Origin of the sequence: Bradyrhizobium acaciae (assembly GCF_020889785.1) — a bacterium.
GTDB classification, from domain to species: domain Bacteria; phylum Pseudomonadota; class Alphaproteobacteria; order Rhizobiales; family Xanthobacteraceae; genus Bradyrhizobium; species Bradyrhizobium acaciae.
On the sequence record NZ_JACMYK010000121.1, the window covers coordinates 1 to 21,607 of the forward strand.

The following is a 21,607-nucleotide window of genomic DNA, read 5'->3' on the forward strand; positions in this document are numbered from 1 at the left end:
CGCACCGCGGGCCGGCCAAGCCGCCGCGCCTTGCCGAGCCGCGCCGCGATCGGCAGGAGCGCGTGGAGCCGGCCGCCGCGAAGCCGGTGAACGAGCAGCCATTGCCGACCAAGGTGCAGACCGTCGTCGTCACCGCCGACGAGGACAACATGCGCGTCGACCGCTTCCTCGAGGCGCGGTTTCCGGGCCTGTCGTTCTCCCATATCCAGCGCATCGTCCGGAAGGGTGAGCTTCGGGTCAACGGCAAGCGCGCCGATTCGAAGGATCGGCTGGAGGAGGGCCAGAGCGTGCGGATTCCTCCGCTGCGGCTCGACACGCCGAAGACTTCAGGCACGCTCTCGGAGGCCGAGGCGAAGACGCTGCAGGCGCTGAAGGACATGACGCTGTACGAAGATGACGACGTGCTGGTGCTGAACAAGCCGGCCGGTCTTGCCGTGCAGGGCGGCTCCGGCATGACACGCCATGTCGACCAGATGCTCGAGGTGATGCGCGACGCCAAGGGGCAGAAGCCGCGACTGGTGCATCGGCTCGACCGGGAGACCTCGGGCTGCCTTCTGATCGCCAAGACGCGCTTTGCCGCCACCGCACTGACCGGCTCGTTCCGCCATCGCTCCGCGCGCAAGATCTACTGGGCGCTGGTCGCCGGCGTGCCGAAGCCGAAGCAGGGCCGGATCTCGACCTACCTCGCCAAGGAGGAGAGCGAGGAGGACAGCATCATGCGGATCGCCGAGCATGGTGACGAGGGCGCGAGCCACGCCGTGACCTATTACGCCGTCGTCGAGGCCTCCGCGACCAAGCTCGCCTGGATCTCGCTCAAGCCGGTGACCGGCCGTACCCATCAATTGCGCGCCCACATGGCGCATATCGATCACGCCATCGTCGGCGATCCCAAATATTTCAACAAGGAGAACTGGCAGCTGCCCGGCGGCTTGCAGAACCGGCTGCATCTGCTTGCCCGCCGCATCGTGATTCCGCATCCGCGCGGCGGCGTGATCGATGTCAGCGCGCCGCTGCCGCCGCACATGCTGCAATCCTGGAATCTGCTGGGGCTCGAGGCCGACCGGTTCGATCCGATCGAGAACGCGCCGGAGGAGTGACGAGGCGGGCCGCGTCGCCTCACTATCCCTCGCGCACAGCAAGAACGATCAAACCGCGTCACACACAGCCTCTATGTTGCCGCGCGCCGGACCGTTGCCGGCATGCAATCCTGAAAGAGGCTGTCCATGACCGGGCTCTGGCTACGCGTCGCGCTTGTGCTCATCGGCTTGGCCGTCACCCCGGCCGCGTCTGACGCCGAGACCGTGGTGCTCAAAGGCGGCACGCTTTACGCATCGGCCGATGCGGCCGCGCTCCCTGATGCCGTGATCGTGATCTCCGACGGCGTCATCAGCGCGGTCGGCAAGTCCGGCGAGGTCTCGGTGCCCGCGGATGCGCGGGCGATCGATTGCAGCGGCAAGACCGTCGTTGCCGGGTTCTGGAACAGCCATGTGCATTTCACGGAACATGTCTGGCACCATGCCGGCGCGGCGCCGGCCGCGCCGCTGACGCAGCATATGCAGGAGATGCTGACGCGCTGGGGGTTCACCACGGTCTGGGACCTCGGCTCCGATCCAAACAACACGCTGCCGCTGCGCAGGCGCATCGCGGCGGGCGAGGTCGCCGGTCCCACCATCCTGCTCGCCGGCAACATCTTCCCGAAGGGCGGGCATCCCGTCTACGTCCCGAGCGAGGTGCAGCTGCCCGAAGTCGCCACGCCCGAGGAGGCGACGAAATGGGCGCGCGACTGGCTCGCGATGGGCGAGGACGGCATCAAGCTGTTCACCGGCGCTTTCATGGGCGACAAGCCTGTCATCAACATGGACCCGGCGATTGCGAAGGCGGCCGTCGACGTCGCGCATGCGCAGGGTCGGCCGGTGTTCGCGCATCCGCAGAACAAGGTCGGCGTCGAGACGGTGATCGCATCCGATGTCGATGTGCTCGCCCACACCACGCCGAGCGAGCGCGCCTACACCGATGATCAGCTGGCACGCTTCAAGGCGCAGCGCACCGCGCTGATTCCGACGCTCGGGCTGTTCACCACCGTCGTGCTCGATCCCAACGTCACCAACCGTCTGGTGGCCGCGACCGTCAACCAGCTCAAGCAGTTCTCCGACAACGGCGGCACCGTGCTGTTCGGCACCGATGTCGGCTTCACCAAGCAGTACGACACCACGCTGGAGGTTCAGCTGATGCACCGCGCGCTGTCGGAGCGCCAGGTGCTGGCCTCGCTGACGACCAACCCGGCGCGGTTCTTCAAGGCTGCGAAGAAGGGCAAGGTGGAGCAGGGTTTCGATGCCGATCTCGTGGTGCTCGACGGCGATCCGCTGGCCGACGTCGGCAATCTCGCGAAAGTGAGCACCACGATCCGCGCGGGCCACGTGATCTATCAGAAACCGTGAAGCCGACCGGAGACCGGCTCCGGCCTAGCAGTCGTCAGAGCATCAGCTTGTAGCCGATGTGGCTGCTGACGAATCCAAGCCGTTCGTAGAAGCGGTGCGCATCGGGGCGTGCCTTGTCGGTCGTGAGCTGCACCAGATTGCAGCCCCTCGCTCTGCATTGCGCGATTGCCCATTCGAACATCTGCTGGCCGACGCCCGAGCTGCGGTGCGCCTCAGCAATTCTGACCGCCTCGATCTGCCCGCGCCAGGCGCCGATGCGTGCCAATCCTGGGATGAAGCTCAGCTGAAGCGTGCCGATCACCTCGTCGTCCACGGCTGCCACAGCCTGCAATTGGTTGGGATCGGCGAGGATGGATTCGAATGCGTCGACATATCGAGGGTTCGGTGGCGAGCTTGCATCCTCGCGCTGTTGTCCGAGGACGTCGTTGGCGAGGAGGGCAATGATCGCCGGAAGGTCGGCGGGCTGGGCCCTGCGGAAGACGATGCGTGTCATTTGAACAGGATTTCCATGCGGACGAGACCGGTGTCGCCGCACGTTACAGCCTCGGGCAGGCTATGGACATCCGCCTCGGCGCATACGAAATCCGCCGTCGCGCGGTACGGTCATCGGTTGCCGGGCGGATCGTCGCCATGACGATGGCCGCCGGTCTATTTGTCCGGAATGCGCAATGTGGCGAGGTCGGAGCCGACGATCGTCGTGCCGGCGAAGCCGCCTGCCTCGGCCGCGGCGCGATAGTCGGCCTCCGTCAGCGCACCGCCGGGCACCTTGTAGGGGCCGTGGTGCGTTGCCCCGACCTGGGGCGCAAGGTGGGTCAGCATCAGGAATCGGGCGCCGGTGCGTTTCGCCATGGCGCCGAGGTCAGGCGTCAGGCTCTGGCGGTAGAAGACCGGAGGCGGCATGCCACTGTCGCGCTCCGGACCCATGATGGGGTGCATGGTCGAGTGCACGATCACCTCGGCGCCTTGCGCCAGCTTCTCGACCTGTGCGGAAGTCGAGGTCGGGCGGGGTGGCGCGGGGCTGTCGTTGCTGGCATCGCCGCCGATCACGACGCTGCCGGCTGGCGTGTCGACGCGATACGAGGCGTGGCCGGCAACATGGGTTGAGCGGATCGCACTGACTTTGACGTCGCCTCTCGCCCAGACCACCTGCGGCTCGTCGTTCGGCTCGAATGTGATGAGGTGCGCGAGCTCGCCGGGCCCGCCCGCCAATCGCCTCTTGTCCTCCGAGATCCGTTGCGCGATCTCACCGGACTGGATGAAGGCGTCACCGATATGTGCCACGAACCTGCCGCAGCTCATCGTGAAGCCGAGCGGTGACGACACATCGTTGCTGCAGACGACATCGAGCCTGGCTCCGCTGGAACTCCAGTTCCAGCGCGCGAGCAGAAGGTCGACGAAGCCCTCGGTGTGGTCTGAATGCATATGGGTGAAGAAGACAGCATCGATCTGTTCAGGATCGATGTTCAACTGTGACAGCCGCAAGATGGTTCCGCGGCCGGCGTCGAACTGCAGCTTCGTCGTGCCGCAGTCCGCGCTGTCGTCGCCGTAGCGCACAAGGGTGCCGGCGCCGGCGACGCCATTGATCAGGGCCGGCCCGCTCATCGTGCCTGTCAAGGTCACGAGCAGGCAAGGCGCTGACTGGGCGGGAAGCGGAACGAGCAACCAGATCGCGGTCAGCAGGGCCGTCGGAAGAATAAAGCGCCGCATGCTGCCGGCTCCGGTGTCGTTCCGATGATTGCGGAGACTGCCGAAGTTCGTGCTGCGCCACAAGCGTCCGGACCACCGTATCGAGACGTTGTGATCATGCGGGATGTACTCTTCTGATGCCGGATAAAATCTGGCGTTGCGTCTGGCAAAAACGAAATCCGCCGGCCTTTCGGGCCGGCGGATTGGTGTATCGCGAGGTGCGGTCGTCAGTCGTTCCAGTTGCCGCCCTGATCGTTGCCGTCGCCATCGCCGTGATGGTGATGGCCACCGCCGTCGAAGTTGAAGAAGTCGAAGAGGTCGCTGATCGCCGGGCTGTTGACCGGAACATAGGGATTGCCGGGCGCCGCAACCGGGTTCGGGAAGTTGTCGCGGCTGCGGTTGGTGATCGGCTCGAGGCGCCAGTTCCGCTCGATGAATTTGAGGATCGAGACGTGATCGGCATATTCATGCGAGATGTGGCCCTGCCGCGCGAACGGCGACACCACGATCAGCGGAATGCGGGTGCCGTCGCCGAAGTAATCCAGCGGCTGCACATAGCCGGAGTCGAAGTAGCCGCCGCCCTCGTCGAAGGTGATGAAGATCGCGGTGTCCTTGGCGTAGTCCGAGGCCTGGACCTGGTCGACGATCTTCTTCGCGAAACCTTCGAACAGGTTGAGCTTGGACGACGACGGGTGGCCGTCGGTGAAGCCGCTCGGCTTGACGATGGAGACCGCCGGCAGCGAGTGCTTGGAGAGGTCAGCGTACAGATCAACCGAGTCCTTGATGTGGGCTGCGACCTGCTCCGGGTGTGACATGATCGAGGTGTCGTACTGGAACGGATTGCAGATGTTACAGTACTCGTCGGCGGTCGGACCGGCGACGCCCCAGTTGAGCTGGTAGGGATCGTTGACGTAGTTGTTCCACTGGTCGCCGTAGTACTTCCAGGAGATGTTGCGCTCGTTCAGGCTGTCGCCGATGCTCTTGCGGGTCGACGGCGGGATCGTGAACGGCGTGTTGGACGGGTTGGTGTCGGTGTAGGCGTTCTTGCCGTTGCCGAAATAACCCGGATTGTAGTTGTTCAGCAGATAGTAGTGGCCCGGTTCGCAATTCGCGTTGATCCGGATTCCCTTCAGATAGTCCAGGATCGGCTTGACGCCGGGCTGGGTCGGATCCGAGCAGTCGCTGTAGGAGCCGCCGCCGGACACTGGGCTCGTCTGGTAAGGCGCGGGAAAGCCGCCATTGCCGCCGGCGCCGTAGCCGTCCTCGGTGTACCAGTTGTTGGTGCCCATTGCCGGATTCGGATTCTCGATTTCATGCACGATGCCGGCATCGGGCGTACCGCCGAAGACCTGCGTGCCGTTCGGCGGGACCGCGGCGTTACCGTAGGTGTCGCTGAAGTAGATCATGTCGGCATGGCCGAACATGATGTGGTTGGCACCGGTGCCGCCGTTGACGGACTGGTGGAAGTTGTCGCTCATCGCGTATTTCTGCGCCAGCGAGGTGAAGTAGGGCACGTCACCCTTCTGCACATTGTAGAAGCCGAGCGCCGTCGAACCTTCACCCGTGGTGGTCGCGGTCGGCGAATACTCGGTGGAGAAGTTGGAGGGCTGCGTCGCGCCGTTGGCGCCGGCGCCGACGGTCACTTCGACCCAGGCGAACAGGTTGCCGCCGCAACCCGACGGATTGTCGCGGCTCGCCGCCGAGTGGTTGCAGTTGAGCTGCTGCCACATCTGGTAGAAGCGATGCACCGGGCTTGCCGAATAGGAGTCGTAAGGCATCGCATCGTTGTTGGTGAGCTGGAACGGTCCGGCCGGCAGCGCGCTGACATTGGTGATGCGCTGGTCTGGAGTCTGCGAGGTCTGGCCGGTGCCGCCGGACAGCAGAAACTGGTAGTATTCGGACGGCAGGCCGGATTCCGACTGCTGCGCCAGCACAAGCGACGCCTCGCAGGTCGTGATCGGCGAACTGCCGCATTTGTTCGGGATGTAGGCGACCTTGGGGCCGCCGACCAGCGGCGCCGGCAGTTGGTCTTTGGGGAAATTCTGCTTCGGCGGGCTCAGCAGGAACGCATCGGTCGGGCCGTTATCCATGGCCGCCTGCTGATGCGCCTTTTCGAAGTTCGGTCCGGGGATCGCGTTCTTGTTGGCGTCGAGCTTGACGATGCCCTGAGAGAGCAGGTTGAACACGCTTTCGCCGGAACGCTGCGGCACGTAGGTCGCGAACACGTGGTCGAAGCTGCGGTTCTCGCCGATGATGACGATCACGTGCTTGATCGGCGACCGGGTCTCGTGTCCACCACCATGATGATTCCAGTCCTCCGCGAGCACCGGGCCGGCGGTGAACTGACCCAGCGCAAGTGCGCTGAGGGTGAGGCGGCATCCCTGCAGCCAACGTGATTTGTGTCTGTCGCGCATTAAAGCTCTCCTTTGTGCTCGTTGAGCGGCTTGGTGGAACTTGCGGTGTCTCGCGGCGCGACCTTGATCCGCCCCATCATGCCGCCGTCTTCATGTTCGAGGACGTGGCAGTGGTAGACAAAGGTGCCGACGATGTTGGGATCGCGGAAATCCATGCGCAGGCGCACGCTCGGATATTTCAGCATCCGCCCGTTGTAGTAGGGCACGTTGACGGTATCGCGCAGGAACGGCTCGTTGACGGCGACACCGGACCAGTCGAGCAGCTGGAAGTGAAGCTGATGGATGTGAAAATCGTGCAGCTCCATCGAGCGGTTCTCGATGATCCAGTCCTCGACGTCGCCTTGCCTCACGGTGATGTCGGGAACGTCCGATTGTGGGTCGAACGGCTCCGGGGGGTTGCCGTCGAGGGTCATGAAGAACTTGGTCGGACTGTTCGGATCGTTCGGATTCTCCGGCTGTTCGGAGAAGAACAGCTTTCTGACGCGCACCGGTGCGACATTGCCGACCCACGGTCGCTCCGGTCGCGGCAGCGGTTCCACGTGCGCGGGCAGTGCAGCCTGCGGCTCACCCGCATCGACTGAGGTGGTGATGGCAACCAGCGCACGGTTGGGGTCGTTCTCGCCGGCGGGTCCGGTGTCGACCGCGCGCGTCACCAGCAAGGCCGACGCGCCGGCCGGCGGTCCTTCGACGATGAACTCGGCGCGCGAGCCCGGCGGCAGGCCGATATGGTTGACCCATTGCACCGGCGGCGATGGGCTTCCCTGGAATTGCAGCGGCACGCCGTCGAGGGCGACGATGCCGATCCGCTGCGGTGTGCGGCCGACCAGCAAAGCGAGGTTGAGATAGGTGATCGCGGAGGCGTTCAGCACGCGCCAGAGCTGCCGCTCGCCCGGCTTCATCTTGAGCTGAGCCGGCGGATAGTTCGGATAGGGCACCGGCACGAAATTGACCGAGAGATCCTTCGACGGTTTGCCGAAGCCAGTGCCGGAATTGGCGACGTCGCCATCATTGTCGAGCTGGCTCTTGGTCATGACCGGCTCGGATTTCGACGGCGGCGCGTGCGGATTGACGAGATCCTGGTCGCGGATGACCAGCACGCGCTCGGGCAGTCCCGCGAGCTGTGGATCGGCGCGCTCGATGCCCTCGATGATCAGCGCGCCGGAGGCGCCGCCGAGCACCTGCATCTTGCTGAAGCCATGCAGATGCGGGTGATACCAATAGAGGCCGGGTGGCGCGTCGTCCGGAATGCGCAGGCGATACTCGAACGGCGGATCGTCAGGCTGGATCGAGGTTTTCAGCACATCATCCTGGTGGCAGACCGGCGGCACGGTCAGCCCGTGGAAGTGCAGATTCGTCGAGATCGGCGTCATCGCGCCGCTCGCGCAAGCGTCGACTTTCGGTCTGGTCGTGCAGATCGGCGCTCCGGCGAGCGGCTTGTCGATCGCGGGCGTTGCCGTATCGAGGTCGACGAGGTCGTTCTTGAAATGGATGACGAGCTGATCGCCCGGCTTCAACCGCAAGGTCGGTGACGGCTTGCCGTCCGATGTCAGGTAGCAGTAGCGGCTTGTTCCATCCGGAAGCTTCTCGTCGTGGACGCTGAGACCAGTTTCGAGCATGCCGTCGCGGCTGCGCAACTCTCCGGGCTCCCCGATCGCGCTTCCGGGCTCGGGCCGCGCGCAAACGTCTCGTTGCGTTTGTGGCGTAGCCTGCAAGCCCGTCGCACCGAGCCAGGCCGTCATGCCGCTCACGGCAAGCCCGAGGCAAGCCGCGACGATGACACAACAAACGGTCGAAAGTCGTCGCGCCACGCCGCCCCCGCTTATACGCCGCCACGCGCGCGCAAGCGCGCGACCGGCGTCACACGTGACGTCAGTCCACGTCTTGCGACCGCAACGGTCGGCAATGCTTATGTTTGGTGTCGGAAGGCTAGCGGCGCGTTGTTGCCGAAATCTGGCAGGTTCTTAACACACAGATGACGGCAATTTGCGTCACTTCGACGCACAGCGCGGGCACGATGTTCAAACCTGCTGAGCGATCAATCGGATGGATCATTCGCGGACTGAATTGTGGAGGAAGCAGGATGCGCAGGCAATCGTCAGATATTTTTTCGGTTGCGCCGATCCTGTCATGTGCCGTCGTGTCGAGGGCCACATCAACGCCTGAACTGCACCAGAAACATCCGCAATGAATCGTGCGGGCTCTCGACGTCCGCAATCACCCAGCCGTCGGGGCCGTTGACGACGATGAAGTTGAGGGTGACCGCGCGGCCCTCATTGTCGAATGTCACTGTCACATCGGTCTTGTCGAATTGCCGGCGCGGGATTGCGATCGAGATCGGGCCGATCCGCCAGGTCGGGCTCTGCACCAGGAAATCGTAGGGTGCGTCGTGCAGGGCGGTCCAGGCGCCGCGCAGGCTGGAATCGAAGAATTGCCGCGCCGTTTCCTCGTCACGCGGCAGGCCATTCGAAAATGCGGCGCTGCCTTTGCCATAATGGGCGTAGACGTTGCGGATCAGCGATTCCGGTGTGCGGAACCCGGCATCGGCGGCGGCAGCCCAGAAGGCCGCCGCAGCCAGCGAAAAACCCGCGAGGAATTTGCCGCGTTCCATCAGCTTTATTTGCCGCTGCCCCTGGCATATCCTGCAGCGAAATCCTCCCGAACGAAAGCCGGCCGGCGCGATGCGCGAACTCTTCGATGACGTCCCAGACCAATCTCCGCTCGATCCGCAGGAGGCGGTGCGGCGCCATATCCGCACGCCGCAGCGCAAGCGGTTCTACACCAGCGCCGGCGTCGCTGATGCCGATGGCGGATTTTCGATCACGCTCGACGGCAAGCAGATCCGCTCGCCGTCCGGCAAGCCGGTCGTGGTGCCGACGCGCGCGATTGCGGATGGGGTTGCGGCGGAATGGAATGCGCAGGGCGAAACCATCGATCCCGTGACGATGCCGCTGACGCGGCTGGCCAACAGCGTGATCGAGGGGGTGATCGATCGCGTCGACGAGGTGGCCGACGACGCGGCCAAGTTCTTGGGTAGCGACCTGCTGTTCTATCGCGCCGGCCATCCCGAGACGCTGGTGGCGCGCGAGGCCCAGCATTGGGACCCGATCCTGTTCTGGGCTGCGGACGCGCTCGGCGCCCATTTCGTGATGGCCGAGGGGGTCATGCATGTCGGCCAGCCCGAGCCCGCCATCCAGGCGGCACGTGCGGCATTCCCGACCGACCCGTGGTCGGTCGCGGCGCTCCATGTGGTGACGACGCTGACCGGCTCGGCGCTGCTGGCGCTGGCGCTGGCGCACGGCGTGCGCGACGAGGATCAGGTCTGGGCCGCCGCCCATGTCGACGAGGACTGGAATATCGAGAAATGGGGCGTCGACGAGGAGGTGGCCGCGCGACGTGCCGCCCGGCAGGTCGATTTCAAGGCCGCCGCCGGCATTCTCCGGGAGTTTCGCCCGAGCTGAACCGAAATCGCATCGAGGCTCAACGGCGTCTGATCGCCCCCGTATCCTCGAGAGGGATGCGGGGTCTTTTTGCGTTTATGCGGCTTGCAATTGCGGCAGAGGTTCTGCAGCCAAGGCCCGCAAGATCAGAATTGCCGCGGGAACAGTCGCGAGGCCTATGATGACGTCGGTCAGGTAGTGCCCGCCGGCGGTGAGGGCTGACACGATCATCACGACATTGAGCGCGAGGTACGGGATCCACAAGAATGTGCCGCGCACCGAAAGGATAAGGATCAGCCCGAGAGCGGCGTGGAACGACGGAAACTGCACAATCCCGGTGACGTGCCCAAGATCGATGGTTCGCATCAAGCCAGCGCGGATCGCATAGAAGTCAGGCAGGTAATAGGCGCTCGTCAGCTGCGCGACGCCGTAGTGGGCCCAAGCTCCCTCAGCCGGCAGCAACATCGATAGCGGAATGATAAGCAGCAGCGTGGTCGCGAACAGTCTGCTAAACTCCCTTGCGCGCTCCAGCCTTCCGGTCGCGTTCAATACAATCAGCATGACGAAGACCTGAATTACGATGGTTTCGTAGACCAGATCCAACGTCCAACCCATCGTCGGGTTCTCGAGCTTCGTCCAGTTGAAGAATGCGAGCCAGTCGAAGCCGATCGCGCGATCGGCCGCAGCGAGATCGTTGTCGACGAGCGGGAAATGCGCTGATGCTGCAAGATAGCTCAGAACAATGGCGACGATGTTGAAGGCGGCGAGTCGTGTGGATGTTGCCGCAAAGCACGCTAAGTGATGATCCGGCCTGATCCTGCTGTAGATCAGACCGATTGCGATCAGCGCAACGAAGCCACCGCCGGCCGCTGGGGCCACCGATATCCGATGCCCCGACAGATAGAGCCAGATGGCATCGATCGCGGCGATGGCGGCGATGATGCGCCAGAGACCGGGATCGTTGATAGCTTCGGATTGTTGGGAGTCTGCTAATGTCGCTAGCGCCGAGAGCGCTGGCGGGTCCATTCCAATTTTACTCATCCAAATTGCCGGTTCTTGAAATCGCAATAGGCTACCACCACAACCAGCGCGCGATCAATATCCACGGTTGCGGCGGTGCGTTGAGTTACCCACAGGTATTCGGGGAGGGTTAATCGTCCCCGGGGGCGTCGGCGCAAATCCATGCCTGCCAGACGTTCATCGATTCGCCGGTTGACTTGCTGGTCGTGCAGCCTATCGCCTGCCAGATTGCCGGGCTGCGCTCAGTCGCCAGCCCGATCCGGCCGACCACACGCTTGAGGTGGATCACCGCAAAGTCGTTTCTCGACGGTCTCATCGGAGATGACGGTCGGGCGCAGGAAGAGGTCCACCGCCCGTTATCAGGGAGCGGTGCAGGCGCACAAACCGGTGAATCGATCGGCGATCAAACCCGGAACGCCGGGCGCATAGCGCGCCGAGATAATTGAAATCAAACACTTAAGATTAACGAGACCTTTACGGCGCCGGGCTAGCCTGCGGCTCGTCCCTCGCGCCTGGCCGAGACCCCCAATATGGTTATCGCCGTCAATCCCGTGCTGCCGGTGTTCGCCTCGAACGAGGCGGGCAGTGTTGCGCCGGACCTCACGCTCGAGGCGGGCAGCATCGTCAGCGCGCAGGTCCTCAAGGTGCTGTTCGCCGACCTGGTGCGGATCGCGATTGCGAGCCTGTCGATCGACGTCCAGACCGAGGTGCCGCTGCAGCAGGGCCAGAACCTGCAGCTGGCGGTGTCGCAGACCAATGACGGCGTCCGCCTGCAACTGGTTGGATCAGGCGTGGATGCCGGCGATGCCGTGCAATTATCACCGGCGGCGACCGACGCCACGTCGATAGCTCAGCCTGCCGCCACGGCGGCGAAGGTTGCACTGACGCCGCTGGAGCGCGTCACCATCACCGCGACGGCGCAGACTGCGGCAGCGGTGCAGGGCAGCCAGGCTCCGTTGTTTGCCAATCTCACGGCGGTCGCGACAGCCAATCTGCCGCCAAAGCTGCAGGCCGCGATCGCGCAGGTGCTGGCGCAGCAGACCGGCCTCGACGGGACTTTGAGCGGCGATGCCATCAAGGCGGGCTTCCAGAAATCCGGCCTGCTGCTGGAGGCGACGCTCGCTGCGGGCGTTGCGCCGCCGAGCGGTAGCGCGCCCGATCTGAAGGCCGCGCTGATCGTGCTGCGCCAGGCGCTGACTTCGCTCGGTGCCGGCGATGCTGCCAAGCCTGCGTCGACACCACTTCAACAACCGGCGCTGCCGAGCGTCGCCACGGCGCCGAGCCTCGTGCCGTCGGGCACGGCCGGCCTCGACGTTCAGGAGATATTGCTGCCGCAGGCCCGCGTCCCGGTCGCCGAGGATGTGATCCGCGGCGCCAGCGGGCTCGCCGGCGCACTTGCGGATGCGCTCGATGCCGGCCCGTCCGCGGGCGGCACGCTCAATCTGATCCAGGAAGCGCTGCACGAACTCGGCAATCCGGGACGGCAGGGTGCCGTGCCGAGGGAGATGCTGCCGGGCGATGTGCCCGTACGCGGCAACACGCCGCCACCGCCGTTTCATGGCGCGCTGCCGTCGGCCCAGGCGATTGCAGAGCCGTCGATTGCTCCAGGCGCGCCGCTCGCAACCGCCGCGCATCGTCTGTTGGAAAACACCGACGCGGCGCTGGCGCGGCAGACGCTGCTGCAGGTCGCCTCGCTGCCGGGCCAGGGCGATGGTGCGCGCACGCAGCTCGACGCCATGGTGCCGCGCTGGAATTTCGAGATCCCGTTCCTGACCCAGCAGGGCACGGCGATGGCGCAGTTCGAGATTTCCCGCGACGGCGGCGGCAATGAGGTCGAAGCCGCCAAGCGGGTGTGGCGGGCGCGCTTCACACTCGACGTCGAGCCGGCCGGTCCGGTGCACGCGCTGGTCTCGCTGAACGGCGAACGCACCTCGGTGCGGATGTGGGCCGAGCGTCCCTCGACTGCCGCGCAGTTGCGCGCCAGCACCGCCGAGCTGAGCCAGGCGCTGACCAGGGCAGAGCTTACGCCCGGCGACATCGAGATCCGCGACGGCAGTCCGCCGCAACCCGCGCCCGCGCGCGCCGGCCATTTCCTGGACCGCGCATCATGAGCGAGACGCAGAACCAGCTCGCGGTCGCGCTGCATTACGACCACGCCGGCGCGCCGCGCGTGGTGGCGAAAGGCAAGGGCGCGATCGGCGCCAAGATCATCGAGGTCGCCAAGGCCAACGACATCCCGATCGAGGAGAACGAGGTCTTGGCCGGCGCGCTCTCCAATGTCGAGCTCGGCGACGAGATCCCGGCCGAGCTCTACAAGGCCGTCGCCGAGGTGCTGGTGTTCGTGCTGCGGATGTCGGGCCGGGCGCGCTAGCGCGAGACGCGCGTCATTCGAGGCCCCACGTGCGCGGCTCCAGCAGTTCGGCGGGAGGCTTGATCTCATCGATTGAGATCGGGCGCCGTGTCAGGCGGACGGCGGTCCATGTCCGATCGTCCATTCTTGAATGGGACTCCTCCTTGAGCACGATCCCGTCTTCGGTCTTGCAGGCCAATGTGAAGCCGTGTGTCCACCCAGGGTTCATGTGGTACCAGCGACACGTCTCGCCAAGGATCGTGTCGCTTCGACCTAAATCCTTTGGTGCATATCGTGGGTCGGGTAGCGCCGCGCTCGTCGATACCGGAAGTGTTGATTTCAATGGCCAGATCGAGAGTCGATTGGGAACCCCGGCGCTGTCGCTCTCGTAGCTAAGTCGCGTCCCCGAATCGTAAGTGATTGCGATATTGCGACGTGGGCCATCGATCTCCTCCGTGAACCGCCACAGGCCGCTTTGGCGAACCGTACGGATCACGGGCGTTGGCCGGTCGGCGCCGACCGAGAGCTCCATGACGACCTCATAATCCGGCTTTGTCGAACGTTCTGGCGCGTCCTGCTCCGGCGAGTCTAACGCCAGCAGGGAGCGTGGCGGATTGACCTCGTTGTCTGAAACAGACCGGCGTTCGATCTTCGTCGCCTCGACCGATTCATGGACATCGCTTCCGTACATCGCTCTGTGCCACAGCTCGATGCCATCATCAGTCACGCAGCTGGATTCAGACAATTTCAGGCGACCATAGTCCGGCCTGCTTCGCAGAATTTCCCAAACCGTACAGCTTTCGCCGAGATGGGTCTGTTGTTCACCTGTGTTGTGCGCCTCGTAATCGATATCGTTCCAGCGCAAGCGGCCGCGCCTGACAAAAGTTCCTCGGGCATTGAACGTGATAGCAACTCCGTCGTTCGCGTAGTACGCGCCGCTTGGCGAGGCCTTGCTGCGGGTTACCCGGGTCCAATGATCGTGATGCATCACGATCTGATCGCTCTCCTTCGGATAATAGGGTATCGATTTCGCAACCGTAGTGGTTAGCTCATAGTCCGGTGGAGATGTTCCGGGCGGCACGAACGGCGCCTCGGCGGCGGCCTGGCCGGCAGCGACGCAGAAAATGATGATTAGCGGCCCACGCAAGACGCGCTCCTGTTCGAGCTTTCCAAGCGTCTCAACCTTGGCGCGAATTGCGTCCGCAAGTTGGCGGTGAAATGCCCGATCTGGCATTTTGCCGGTCATTGCTTTAGTACGATGGCATCCACCATCGTCGCCAACCAAACTCGCCCAGGTCTCCCGTGATCCATCGCCGCCATGCGCTCGGTCTGCTTGCCGCCGCCACCATCCTGCCGTCGCGCAGTTTTGCGAATGTGTCGTACCAGCGCAGCGAGTTTCGCGAGGATCTGCAGAAGCGGTTCTTCGATCTCGGCACTGAGGGCACCTTCGTCGGCTACAAGATCGACGATTATCTGATCATCGCGAGCGACAAGACCCGCTCCGGCGAGGGCAGGTTGCCGGCCTCGACCTTCAAGATCCCGAACGCGCTGATCGCGCTGGAGACCGGCGTGGTGCAGGACCCGGACAAGGACGTCTTCAAGTGGGACGGCACAACCCGCAGCATTGAGGCCTGGAACAAGGATCACACGCTGCGTTCGGCGATCGCGGTGTCGGCATTCCCGGTGTTCCAGGAGATCGCCCGCCGCATCGGTGAGGAGCGGATGAAGAAGTATCTCGACATCATCGACTACGGCAACCACGACATCGGCGGCGGCATCGACCGGTTCTGGGTCTCCGGCAATTTGCGCATCGATCCGATGCAACAGATCGATTTCCTCGACCGGCTGCGCCGCGGCGTGCTGCCGGTCGGCAAGCGCAGCCAGCAGCTGGTGTGCGACATCCTTCCGGTGACGAAGGTTGGCGAGGCCGTCATTCGCGCCAAGACCGGACTGACCGACAAGGAGCACGGATCCCTCGGCTGGCTGGTCGGCTGGTCCGAGAAGGGCAGTGACGTCACGGTGTTCGCGATGAACATGGACTGCAAGACCCAGGCGCAGATCGACGCGCGGATCAGCGTCACGCAGCAATGCCTCACCGATATCGTCGCGCTGTGACGAGCTGATCTGCGCGCGCCGCGGCTGGTGATCGCGGGTAAGCTCGACTAGCATCCCCCGTAAATCAAAGCGGAGGAAATCATGCGTTCGGCAACAGTCTGGCTCTCATCGCTCACGCTCGCCGCGGCGGGCGGCTGGCTCGCAGCCACGGCGTTTTCGGCGCCGGCCACCAGCAAGGAGCCGCGCTTCCCGCAGCTCACCATGGATCAGCTCAACGATCTGCAGAAGCCGCTCGGCGAGCAGATCATGAAGGTGTCGAGCGTCGGCATCGGCGGGCCCTACAATCCGATCATCCGCAGCCCCGTGCTCGGCCAGCGCCTCTACGATCTGTTCTACTATCTGCGCTGGCAGACTTCGGTGCCGACGCGGCTGAACGAGTTCGCGATCCTGATTATCGGCCGGCAGTGGCGCTCGCAGGTCGAGTGGTTCGCGCATGCGCCGCTCGCGGCCAAGGCCGGACTGTCCGCCGACGTCATCGCCGAGTTGAAGGCCGGCAGCCGTCCGTCGAAGATGGCCGACGACGAGGCCGTCGTGTACGACTTCGTCACCGAGCTCACCACGACCAAGAAGGTGTCCGACGAGACCTATGCGCGCGCGAAGAGGATCTTCAACGACCAGCAGATCGTCGATCTGACCGCGCTCGCCGGCAATTACGTGATGGTCGCGATGATCCTGGCGATGGCCGAGGAGACGGTGCCGCCGGGTAAGGAAGAGCCGTTCAAGGTTGGGGAGAAGTAGGGCGCTGCATCGATCGGGCGCGCCTCAGCGTCCGATCGCCCGCTGCAAGGCCGGCATCAGTTTCGGATCTCTGCATTGCGCGACGTTGAAGCGCATGAAACCGGTGGCCGATTGCGTGGTGCTGAACACGTTGCCCGGCGCCAGCACGATGTTGTCGGCGAGCGCAGCGCGCGCCACGTCGGCGGAATCGCAGCCGTCGGGCAGGCGGCACCAGAGCTGGAAGCCGCCGCGCGGCATCAGCCACGGCTCGATGCCGATGCGCTGCAGCTTCTCGCCGACGTCGCGGCGGGCGCGCACGAGCCGCCGGCGCAACTCCTCGACGTGCTTGCGGTAGAAGCCGGTCGCCAGCACGCTTGCGATGATTTCGGTTGCGACCGCGCAGGGGCCGCCGAACCCGGTCGCGACTTGCAGATCGACCAGTTGCTCGATCCAGTCGGCGCGCGCGGCGATGAAGCCGCAGCGCAACGAGGCCGACAGCGTCTTGGAGAAGCTGCCGATCCGGATCACGCGGTTGAGCCCGTCGAGGGCGGCGAGCCGCGCCGACGGCTCCGGCTCGAAATCGGCGAAGATGTCGTCCTCGACGATGGTGAGATCGCAGGCGGTGGCCGCATTCAGCACACGGTGCGCGGTCTGCGGCGACATCGTCGCCCCGGTCGGATTGTGCAGCCCGGACACGGTGATATAGAGCCGCGGTCGCTCGGCTTCGAGCACGGCCTCGAAGCTTGCGACATCGGGGCCCGCAGGCGTGTAGGGCACGCTGACGAGCTTGACCTGATGGGCGCGCAGCAGCGCGCGGAAATTGAAATAGCAGGGATCGTCGACCAGCACGGTGTCGCCGGGCCGCAGCAGGAAGCGGCAGATCAGGTCGATCGCCTGGGTGCCGGACATCGTGAGCAGCACCTGCTCGGGCGACACTTCGAGGCCCTCGTCAGCGAACCGCGCCATCAGCGTGCGGCGCAGGGCCAGCGAGCCGCGCGTCGCACCGTAATCGGCAAGCACCGCGTCCTCGGCCCGCGCCAGACCGCGGAATGCGCGCCGCAGCGCCTCGGTCGGCATCCAGTCGGCGGGCAGCCAGCCGCAACCCGGCTTCAGCGCGCCGCTCGCGGCGTCGAGCGATTGCCGCGACACCCAGAACGGATCGACGGCGCGGTCGTGCTGCGGCTGGTCCTTGGCCAGCGAAAGCGGCGGCAGCGCCGCGGACGAGACATAGAAGCCCGAGCCCGGCCGCGCCCGGATCAGCCCCTCGGCGGCGAGCCGGTCGTAGGCCTCGACCACGGTCGAGGGCGACACGCCCATGGTCGCAGCAAAGCTGCGGATCGAGGGCAGGCGGTCGTTGGCGGCGAGCGCGCGGCTCGCGATCCTGGCGCGGATCGCGTTCATCACGTCGGTGGTCCGGGTCGCCTTCGGCGCCGCGCGATCGTTGGATGGTTGCCGCAAGTGTATGCCTACCTTGACCCATACAGTTTGGCGATATTGTACTGATCCGTTACTGCCTTGGCCAGCCCGTCGCCGCTAACTTCGCCCGCGAAAGACGAGGTGCGCGATGAGCGATTCGAAGACATTGTCGGGGAAGACGTTGTCAGGGAAATCCTGGGCGGGCGACGGGAGCGGCGGCGCTTCGCTGGACGGCTGGGGCAGCGGCCTGCTCGGCGTGATCATTTTCAGCGGCTCGCTGCCGGCCACCCGCGTCGCCGTGGCCGGGTTCTCGCCTTTGTTTTTGACCTCGGCGCGCGCGGTGATCGCCGCACTGCTCGGCGCCGTGCTACTCGGCGTGCTGCGGCAACCACGGCCGCGGAGCAGGGACCTGGTGTCGCTGACCATCGTCGCGCTCGGCGTCGTGATCGGTTTTCCGCTGCTGACGGCGCTGGCGCTCCAGCACATCACCTCGGCGCATTCGATCGTGTTCATCGGGCTGTTGCCGCTGTCGACCGCTATCTTCGGCGTGCTGCGCGGCGGCGAGCGGCCGAAGCCGCTGTTCTGGCTGTTCTCCTGCATCGGCAGCGCAACGGTCGGCGCATTCGCTCTGTCGGGCGACGGATCGGCGTCGCTGACCGGCGATCTGCTGATGGTCGCGGCCATCGTCGTCTGCGGCCTGGGCTATGCCGAGGGCGCGGCGCTGTCGCGGCGGCTCGGCGGCTGGCAGGTGATCTCCTGGGCGCTGGTGCTCTCGGCGCCGGTGGTGCTCTTGATGACGATCATGACGCTGCCGCCGAGCTGGCAGGGCATCGGCGCGCCGGCGTGGCTAGGGCTCGCCTACGTCTCTGTTTTCAGCATGCTGGTCGGCTTCGTGTTCTGGTATCGCGGCCTTGCCATCGGCGGCATCGCCAGCGTCGGCCAGTTGCAGCTGTTGCAGCCGTTCTTCGGCCTCGCGCTGGCCGGGCTGCTGCTGCACGAGCCGGTTGCATGGTCGATGATCGCGGCGACCATGCTCGTCGTCGTCTGCGTGGTGTTCGCGCGCCGCTTCGCCTAGCCGCTCCTTCGGGTGACGGACGCGGTGCGCGTTGCTCAATCCACGTCATTGCGAGCGAAGCGAAGCAATCCATGGCTCCACAAGCTGAGAATGGATTGCTTCGTCGCTATCGCTCCTCGCAATGACGGCAATGAAAGATGGCCGTATGGCTCAGCCGAGCCTAAACAGCGCCTGCAGGAAATCGCTGACCGCCTTGCGGGCCTCGAGCGCGGTGGTCGGGTTGCCGCCGACATGCGGGCCGAGCTCGACACAGGAATCCTTGTAGCTGAACGGCGCCTGCGTCGATGCGTTCATCAGCACGCCGCCTTCGCCTTCCTTGATGGTGCAATGACGCACGGTCTGCGATCCCGTGGCTTCCACCACCGTGTTGTTGCCGATCAACCCGGCATCGAAGCCGTGCGCGGAATCCGGATATTCGGTCAGCACCACGTCGCGCTTGGCGGCTTCGAGCCGCGCGACATAGGCCTTGCAGCTCGCCACCGGGTTATAATCGTCCGGCGCGCCGTGGAAAATCCGGATCGGCCGCGCCGCGACCTCGGTGTCGGTGAGATAGCTGGTCGAGCAGTCCGGATAGAACGGGATGTAGGCCGCGAACTGCACGCCGGACTTGTTCCAGAGCTTGTTGAAGCGATCGAGGCTTGCATAGAGCGTGGCCTGGCCGCCGCGCGAGAATCCCATCAGCACGATGCGCTCGGGATCGACCCTCGGATGCTTGGCGAGGATCTCCAGCGAATGGTAGATGTCGATGATGAAATTGAGCCGGCCGAGCAGCGCCTGGTTCGGCCCGGTGGCGGTCAGGCCGCGGCCCGAGAAGCCGTCGATCACGAAGGTCGAGATGCCCATGGCGTTGAAATGGCGCACCCAGCCGTCCATCCCGGCGCCGACGCCGCTCGAGCCGTGCATCAGCACCACGACCGGCAGCCGGCCGGTGCCTTGCGCGATGCGGAATTCGCCGCCGACGGTGACCGGCTTGCCGTTGCTGTCGCCGGTCAGGAATTGCTGGTCGGAAATCGTCAGCGAGGGGATGCCGTAGATCTCGGTGCGCGACGCGATCTCCTTCGGGATCTGCTGAGCGCTGGTCTCGATGCAGGCGAACAGCAGCACACTGAGAAGCACCGCGCCAATGGCGGCCAGGCGACCGTAGGTGAGCATGATTTCCCCCCTGTGAATCGGTCGAACTGTAAAGTGCGCGCTAACCATGCCAAGTGGTAATTCATGCTGTCCGCCGCACGGTCCCGCACAGTTACGGATCAGGTTTCAGTGATCCTTAAGCAGAGCTGCCCACCTTGCGCGCTGACGCGAGATGAGAGGGGCAGATGACCTTCAGGTTCATTGCGCCTGACGCGATCAGGTCGACAAGCCAGCGCGCATTGTTGGAACAGTGGGATCGGCTGGCCGCCGGCCGGCCGTTTCCCGCATTCGCGGAGTTGAGGCCGGATCCCGCGATGCATGATCCCCGGCAACTCGTGGCATGGGCGGTCGAAGGCGAAGGGCGCCTGCGCAAGTTCCGCGCGATGTATCAGGGCGAGAATGTCGCCGAGGTGTTCAACTGCGGCTGGGCCGGGAAGACCATGGAGCAGGTTGTCCCGATGTCGCTCCGGCGCATCACGCTCGGGCCGGCGAAGGAATCTGCCGCGAGCGGCTGCGCGGTCTACATGGTGTTCTCCACCGTCGATGCCAACGACCAGCAGGTTGATTGCGAGCGGCTGCTGTTGCCGTTCGGCAATGGACTGAAGGTCGAGCATCTGCTCGCGTCGCTGCAATTGACCGTGATTGGAAGCAGACCGCGTATTCTGAAGCATTTCGACATGCAGAGTGAGGTCCGGCTGCAGGGCAGGATCCGTTCCGGCTTCTTGACCGGCGCGACGAGCGAGGTTGCCGGCGACCAGCGCCGGGCATCCCGGCGCAACGTCGCGCGGGCGGCGCGGATCAGCTTTGCACGGCGCAGCGTGACCTGCTTCGTCCGCAACCTCTCGGCATCCGGTGCCGCAGTTGAGACGACCGATCCCGCCGAAATCCCCGACAGCTTCCGCCTTGTGCTTGAAATGGAGGCGACCGAGCGACGCTGCCGCGTGGTCTGGCGCAGGAAGGGCCGGATCGGCGTCCAGTTCAGCTGAGCTTTCCGATTCGCCCGAGATGGGTGAAGCCGAAGCCTCTGGAATATTTCAGCCCGTAGCCGAGCGCGCGGTCGATCCCGATATGGGCGAGCCAGATCATCGCGATCGAGAGCACCAGCGGTCCTTCGCCGGCAAAACCCAGCGTCATCAGCGCCACCGGCGCCATATAGGTGTGGGCTGCGTTGTAGGCGATGGCGCCGGCCCGCGGGCTGATCAGGTAAGCCGCAAAGCTTAAGTCCGGCACCAGGAACAGCAGGACGTAGATCAGCCAGGACCCATCCCACTTGTAGTAGAGCACGGTCATCCCGACGAACAGTACCAGCCCCTCCAACCGGAGCAGGGCACGCACCCTGCCGGTCGCAGCGCCGGTCGTCTCAGCAGTCGTATCGGTCATTGCCGTCTCCCCAGATGTCGGAAAATCCTACCGTTTTGGCGCCAAAACCCGTTCACAAGCGCCTTTCCGGTTCCGAAATGGCCGTGCTAAAGCCATCCGAACGAAGCGGTCCCGGCCTCGGCCGTGACGCGGACTGTAGCTAACACGGGCGGAAACAAATGAAAGATATCCTCGACACCCTCGAAGAGCGGCGCGCCGGCGCGAAATTGGGCGGCGGCGAAAAGCGCATCGAGGCGCAGCACGCCCGCGGCAAGCTGACCGCCCGCGAGCGGATCGAGCTTTTGCTGGACAAGGGCTCGTTCGAGGAATTCGACATGTTCGTCGAGCACCGCTCGATCGAGTTCGGCATGGAGAAGACCAAGATCCCCGGCGACGGCGTCGTCACCGGCTGGGGCACGGTCAACGGCCGCAAGACCTTCGTGTTCGCC

Annotated in this window: 22 protein-coding genes; 10 read left to right on the top strand and 12 right to left on the bottom strand. The window is 64.8% G+C overall.

The genetic code is table 11. The features are described from left to right. Both H8A92_RS31265 and H8A92_RS31270 read left to right on the top strand, forming a co-directional pair. Positions 1-1,097 (top strand): RluA family pseudouridine synthase (locus tag H8A92_RS31265; protein ID WP_229199289.1); only part of this gene is annotated, 1,097 nt, incomplete at its 5' end. A gap of 126 nt (positions 1,098-1,223) precedes the next feature. Next, complete coding sequence (locus H8A92_RS31270) at positions 1,224-2,438, top strand: amidohydrolase family protein (RefSeq protein ID WP_229199290.1); 1,215 nt, start codon at positions 1,224-1,226, stop codon at positions 2,436-2,438. Between the two features lie 34 nt (positions 2,439-2,472). On the opposite strand, the gene H8A92_RS31275 is transcribed toward H8A92_RS31270, so the two are convergent. The 6 genes from H8A92_RS31275 to H8A92_RS31300 form a co-directional block, all read right to left on the bottom strand. Continuing rightward, a complete protein-coding gene (locus H8A92_RS31275) occupies positions 2,473-2,931 on the bottom strand; it encodes a GNAT family N-acetyltransferase (protein WP_229199291.1) in 459 nt (152 codons plus the stop codon). 155 nt (positions 2,932-3,086) lie between these two features. Next, on the bottom strand, positions 3,087-4,145 hold the full coding sequence (locus H8A92_RS31280; RefSeq protein WP_229199292.1) for an MBL fold metallo-hydrolase: 1,059 nt from the start codon (positions 4,143-4,145) through the stop codon (positions 3,087-3,089). 206 nt (positions 4,146-4,351) lie between these two features. After that, positions 4,352-6,538 carry an alkaline phosphatase family protein gene (locus H8A92_RS31285; protein WP_229199293.1) on the bottom strand — a complete coding sequence of 729 codons (2,187 nt, stop codon included), beginning with the start codon at positions 6,536-6,538 and terminating at the stop codon, positions 4,352-4,354. Then, positions 6,538-8,172: a multicopper oxidase family protein gene (locus H8A92_RS31290; protein WP_229199294.1), complete on the bottom strand. Its 1,635-nt coding sequence runs from the start codon at positions 8,170-8,172 to the stop codon at positions 6,538-6,540. The genes H8A92_RS31285 and H8A92_RS31290 overlap by 1 nt, the downstream gene beginning before the upstream one ends. A 292-nt stretch (positions 8,173-8,464) precedes the next feature. After that, positions 8,465-8,689 (bottom strand): hypothetical protein, encoded by a 225-nt coding sequence (locus H8A92_RS31295; protein WP_229199295.1) that lies wholly within the window; start codon positions 8,687-8,689, stop codon positions 8,465-8,467. A 1-nt stretch (position 8,690) separates the two neighbouring features. Further along, positions 8,691-9,146, bottom strand: a complete 456-nt coding sequence (locus H8A92_RS31300; protein WP_229199296.1) for a hypothetical protein — start codon at positions 9,144-9,146, stop codon at positions 8,691-8,693. Between the two features lie 70 nt (positions 9,147-9,216). Between H8A92_RS31300 and H8A92_RS31305 the strand changes: the two genes are divergently transcribed. After that, on the top strand, positions 9,217-9,996 hold the full coding sequence (locus tag H8A92_RS31305) for an ATP12 family chaperone protein (RefSeq protein WP_229199297.1): 780 nt from the start codon (positions 9,217-9,219) through the stop codon (positions 9,994-9,996). A 75-nt stretch (positions 9,997-10,071) separates the two neighbouring features. On the opposite strand, the gene H8A92_RS31310 is transcribed toward H8A92_RS31305, so the two are convergent. Both H8A92_RS31310 and H8A92_RS31315 read right to left on the bottom strand, forming a co-directional pair. Beyond that, entirely contained in the window at positions 10,072-11,001 is a 930-nt protein-coding gene (locus tag H8A92_RS31310) for a phosphatase PAP2 family protein (RefSeq protein ID WP_229199298.1), read from the bottom strand. A 124-nt stretch (positions 11,002-11,125) separates the two neighbouring features. Beyond that, positions 11,126-11,284, bottom strand: a complete 159-nt coding sequence (locus H8A92_RS31315; protein ID WP_229199299.1) for a hypothetical protein — start codon at positions 11,282-11,284, stop codon at positions 11,126-11,128. Between the two features lie 241 nt (positions 11,285-11,525). On the opposite strand from H8A92_RS31315, the gene fliK reads away from it, so the two are divergent. Both fliK and H8A92_RS31325 read left to right on the top strand, forming a co-directional pair. Next, on the top strand, positions 11,526-13,106 hold the full coding sequence (gene fliK, locus H8A92_RS31320; protein ID WP_229199300.1) for a flagellar hook-length control protein FliK: 1,581 nt from the start codon (positions 11,526-11,528) through the stop codon (positions 13,104-13,106). Then, positions 13,103-13,366 carry an EscU/YscU/HrcU family type III secretion system export apparatus switch protein gene (locus H8A92_RS31325; RefSeq protein WP_021081624.1) on the top strand — a complete coding sequence of 88 codons (264 nt, stop codon included), beginning with the start codon at positions 13,103-13,105 and terminating at the stop codon, positions 13,364-13,366. The genes fliK and H8A92_RS31325 overlap by 4 nt, the downstream gene beginning before the upstream one ends. Before the next feature lie 13 nt (positions 13,367-13,379). On the opposite strand, the gene H8A92_RS31330 is transcribed toward H8A92_RS31325, so the two are convergent. Then, positions 13,380-14,591, bottom strand: a complete 1,212-nt coding sequence (locus H8A92_RS31330) for a hypothetical protein (protein WP_229199301.1) — start codon at positions 14,589-14,591, stop codon at positions 13,380-13,382. A gap of 56 nt (positions 14,592-14,647) precedes the next feature. On the opposite strand from H8A92_RS31330, the gene blaOXA reads away from it, so the two are divergent. Next, positions 14,648-15,460 (top strand): class D beta-lactamase, encoded by an 813-nt coding sequence (gene blaOXA / locus H8A92_RS31335; RefSeq protein WP_229199302.1) that lies wholly within the window; start codon positions 14,648-14,650, stop codon positions 15,458-15,460. An 81-nt stretch (positions 15,461-15,541) separates the two neighbouring features. Then, positions 15,542-16,198 (top strand): carboxymuconolactone decarboxylase family protein, encoded by a 657-nt coding sequence (locus H8A92_RS31340; RefSeq protein WP_229199303.1) that lies wholly within the window; start codon positions 15,542-15,544, stop codon positions 16,196-16,198. Between the two features lie 24 nt (positions 16,199-16,222). On the opposite strand, the gene H8A92_RS31345 is transcribed toward H8A92_RS31340, so the two are convergent. Then, the gene (locus tag H8A92_RS31345; protein WP_229199308.1) at positions 16,223-17,578 is read right to left on the bottom strand and encodes an aminotransferase-like domain-containing protein; all 1,356 of its coding nucleotides are present in this window, start codon (positions 17,576-17,578) and stop codon (positions 16,223-16,225) included. Positions 17,579-17,741: 163 nt separating this feature from the next. Here H8A92_RS31345 and H8A92_RS31350 point away from each other — a divergent pair, with 163 nt between their 5' ends. After that, positions 17,742-18,668, top strand: a complete 927-nt coding sequence (locus tag H8A92_RS31350) for a DMT family transporter (RefSeq protein WP_229199304.1) — start codon at positions 17,742-17,744, stop codon at positions 18,666-18,668. A 150-nt stretch (positions 18,669-18,818) separates the two neighbouring features. Here H8A92_RS31350 and H8A92_RS31355 read toward each other — a convergent pair whose 3' ends face one another. After that, positions 18,819-19,820: a dienelactone hydrolase family protein gene (locus H8A92_RS31355; protein ID WP_229199305.1), complete on the bottom strand. Its 1,002-nt coding sequence runs from the start codon at positions 19,818-19,820 to the stop codon at positions 18,819-18,821. A 164-nt stretch (positions 19,821-19,984) separates the two neighbouring features. On the opposite strand from H8A92_RS31355, the gene H8A92_RS31360 reads away from it, so the two are divergent. Beyond that, positions 19,985-20,785 (top strand): PilZ domain-containing protein, encoded by an 801-nt coding sequence (locus H8A92_RS31360; protein WP_229199306.1) that lies wholly within the window; start codon positions 19,985-19,987, stop codon positions 20,783-20,785. On the opposite strand, the gene H8A92_RS31365 is transcribed toward H8A92_RS31360, so the two are convergent. Beyond that, positions 20,778-21,179: a DUF4260 domain-containing protein gene (locus H8A92_RS31365; protein ID WP_229199307.1), complete on the bottom strand. Its 402-nt coding sequence runs from the start codon at positions 21,177-21,179 to the stop codon at positions 20,778-20,780. The two genes, H8A92_RS31360 and H8A92_RS31365, sit on opposite strands and share 8 nt — an antisense overlap. A gap of 158 nt (positions 21,180-21,337) precedes the next feature. On the opposite strand from H8A92_RS31365, the gene H8A92_RS31370 reads away from it, so the two are divergent. Beyond that, positions 21,338-21,607: carboxyl transferase domain-containing protein (locus H8A92_RS31370; protein WP_274613519.1), on the top strand; the 270-nt coding region annotated here is incomplete at its 3' end.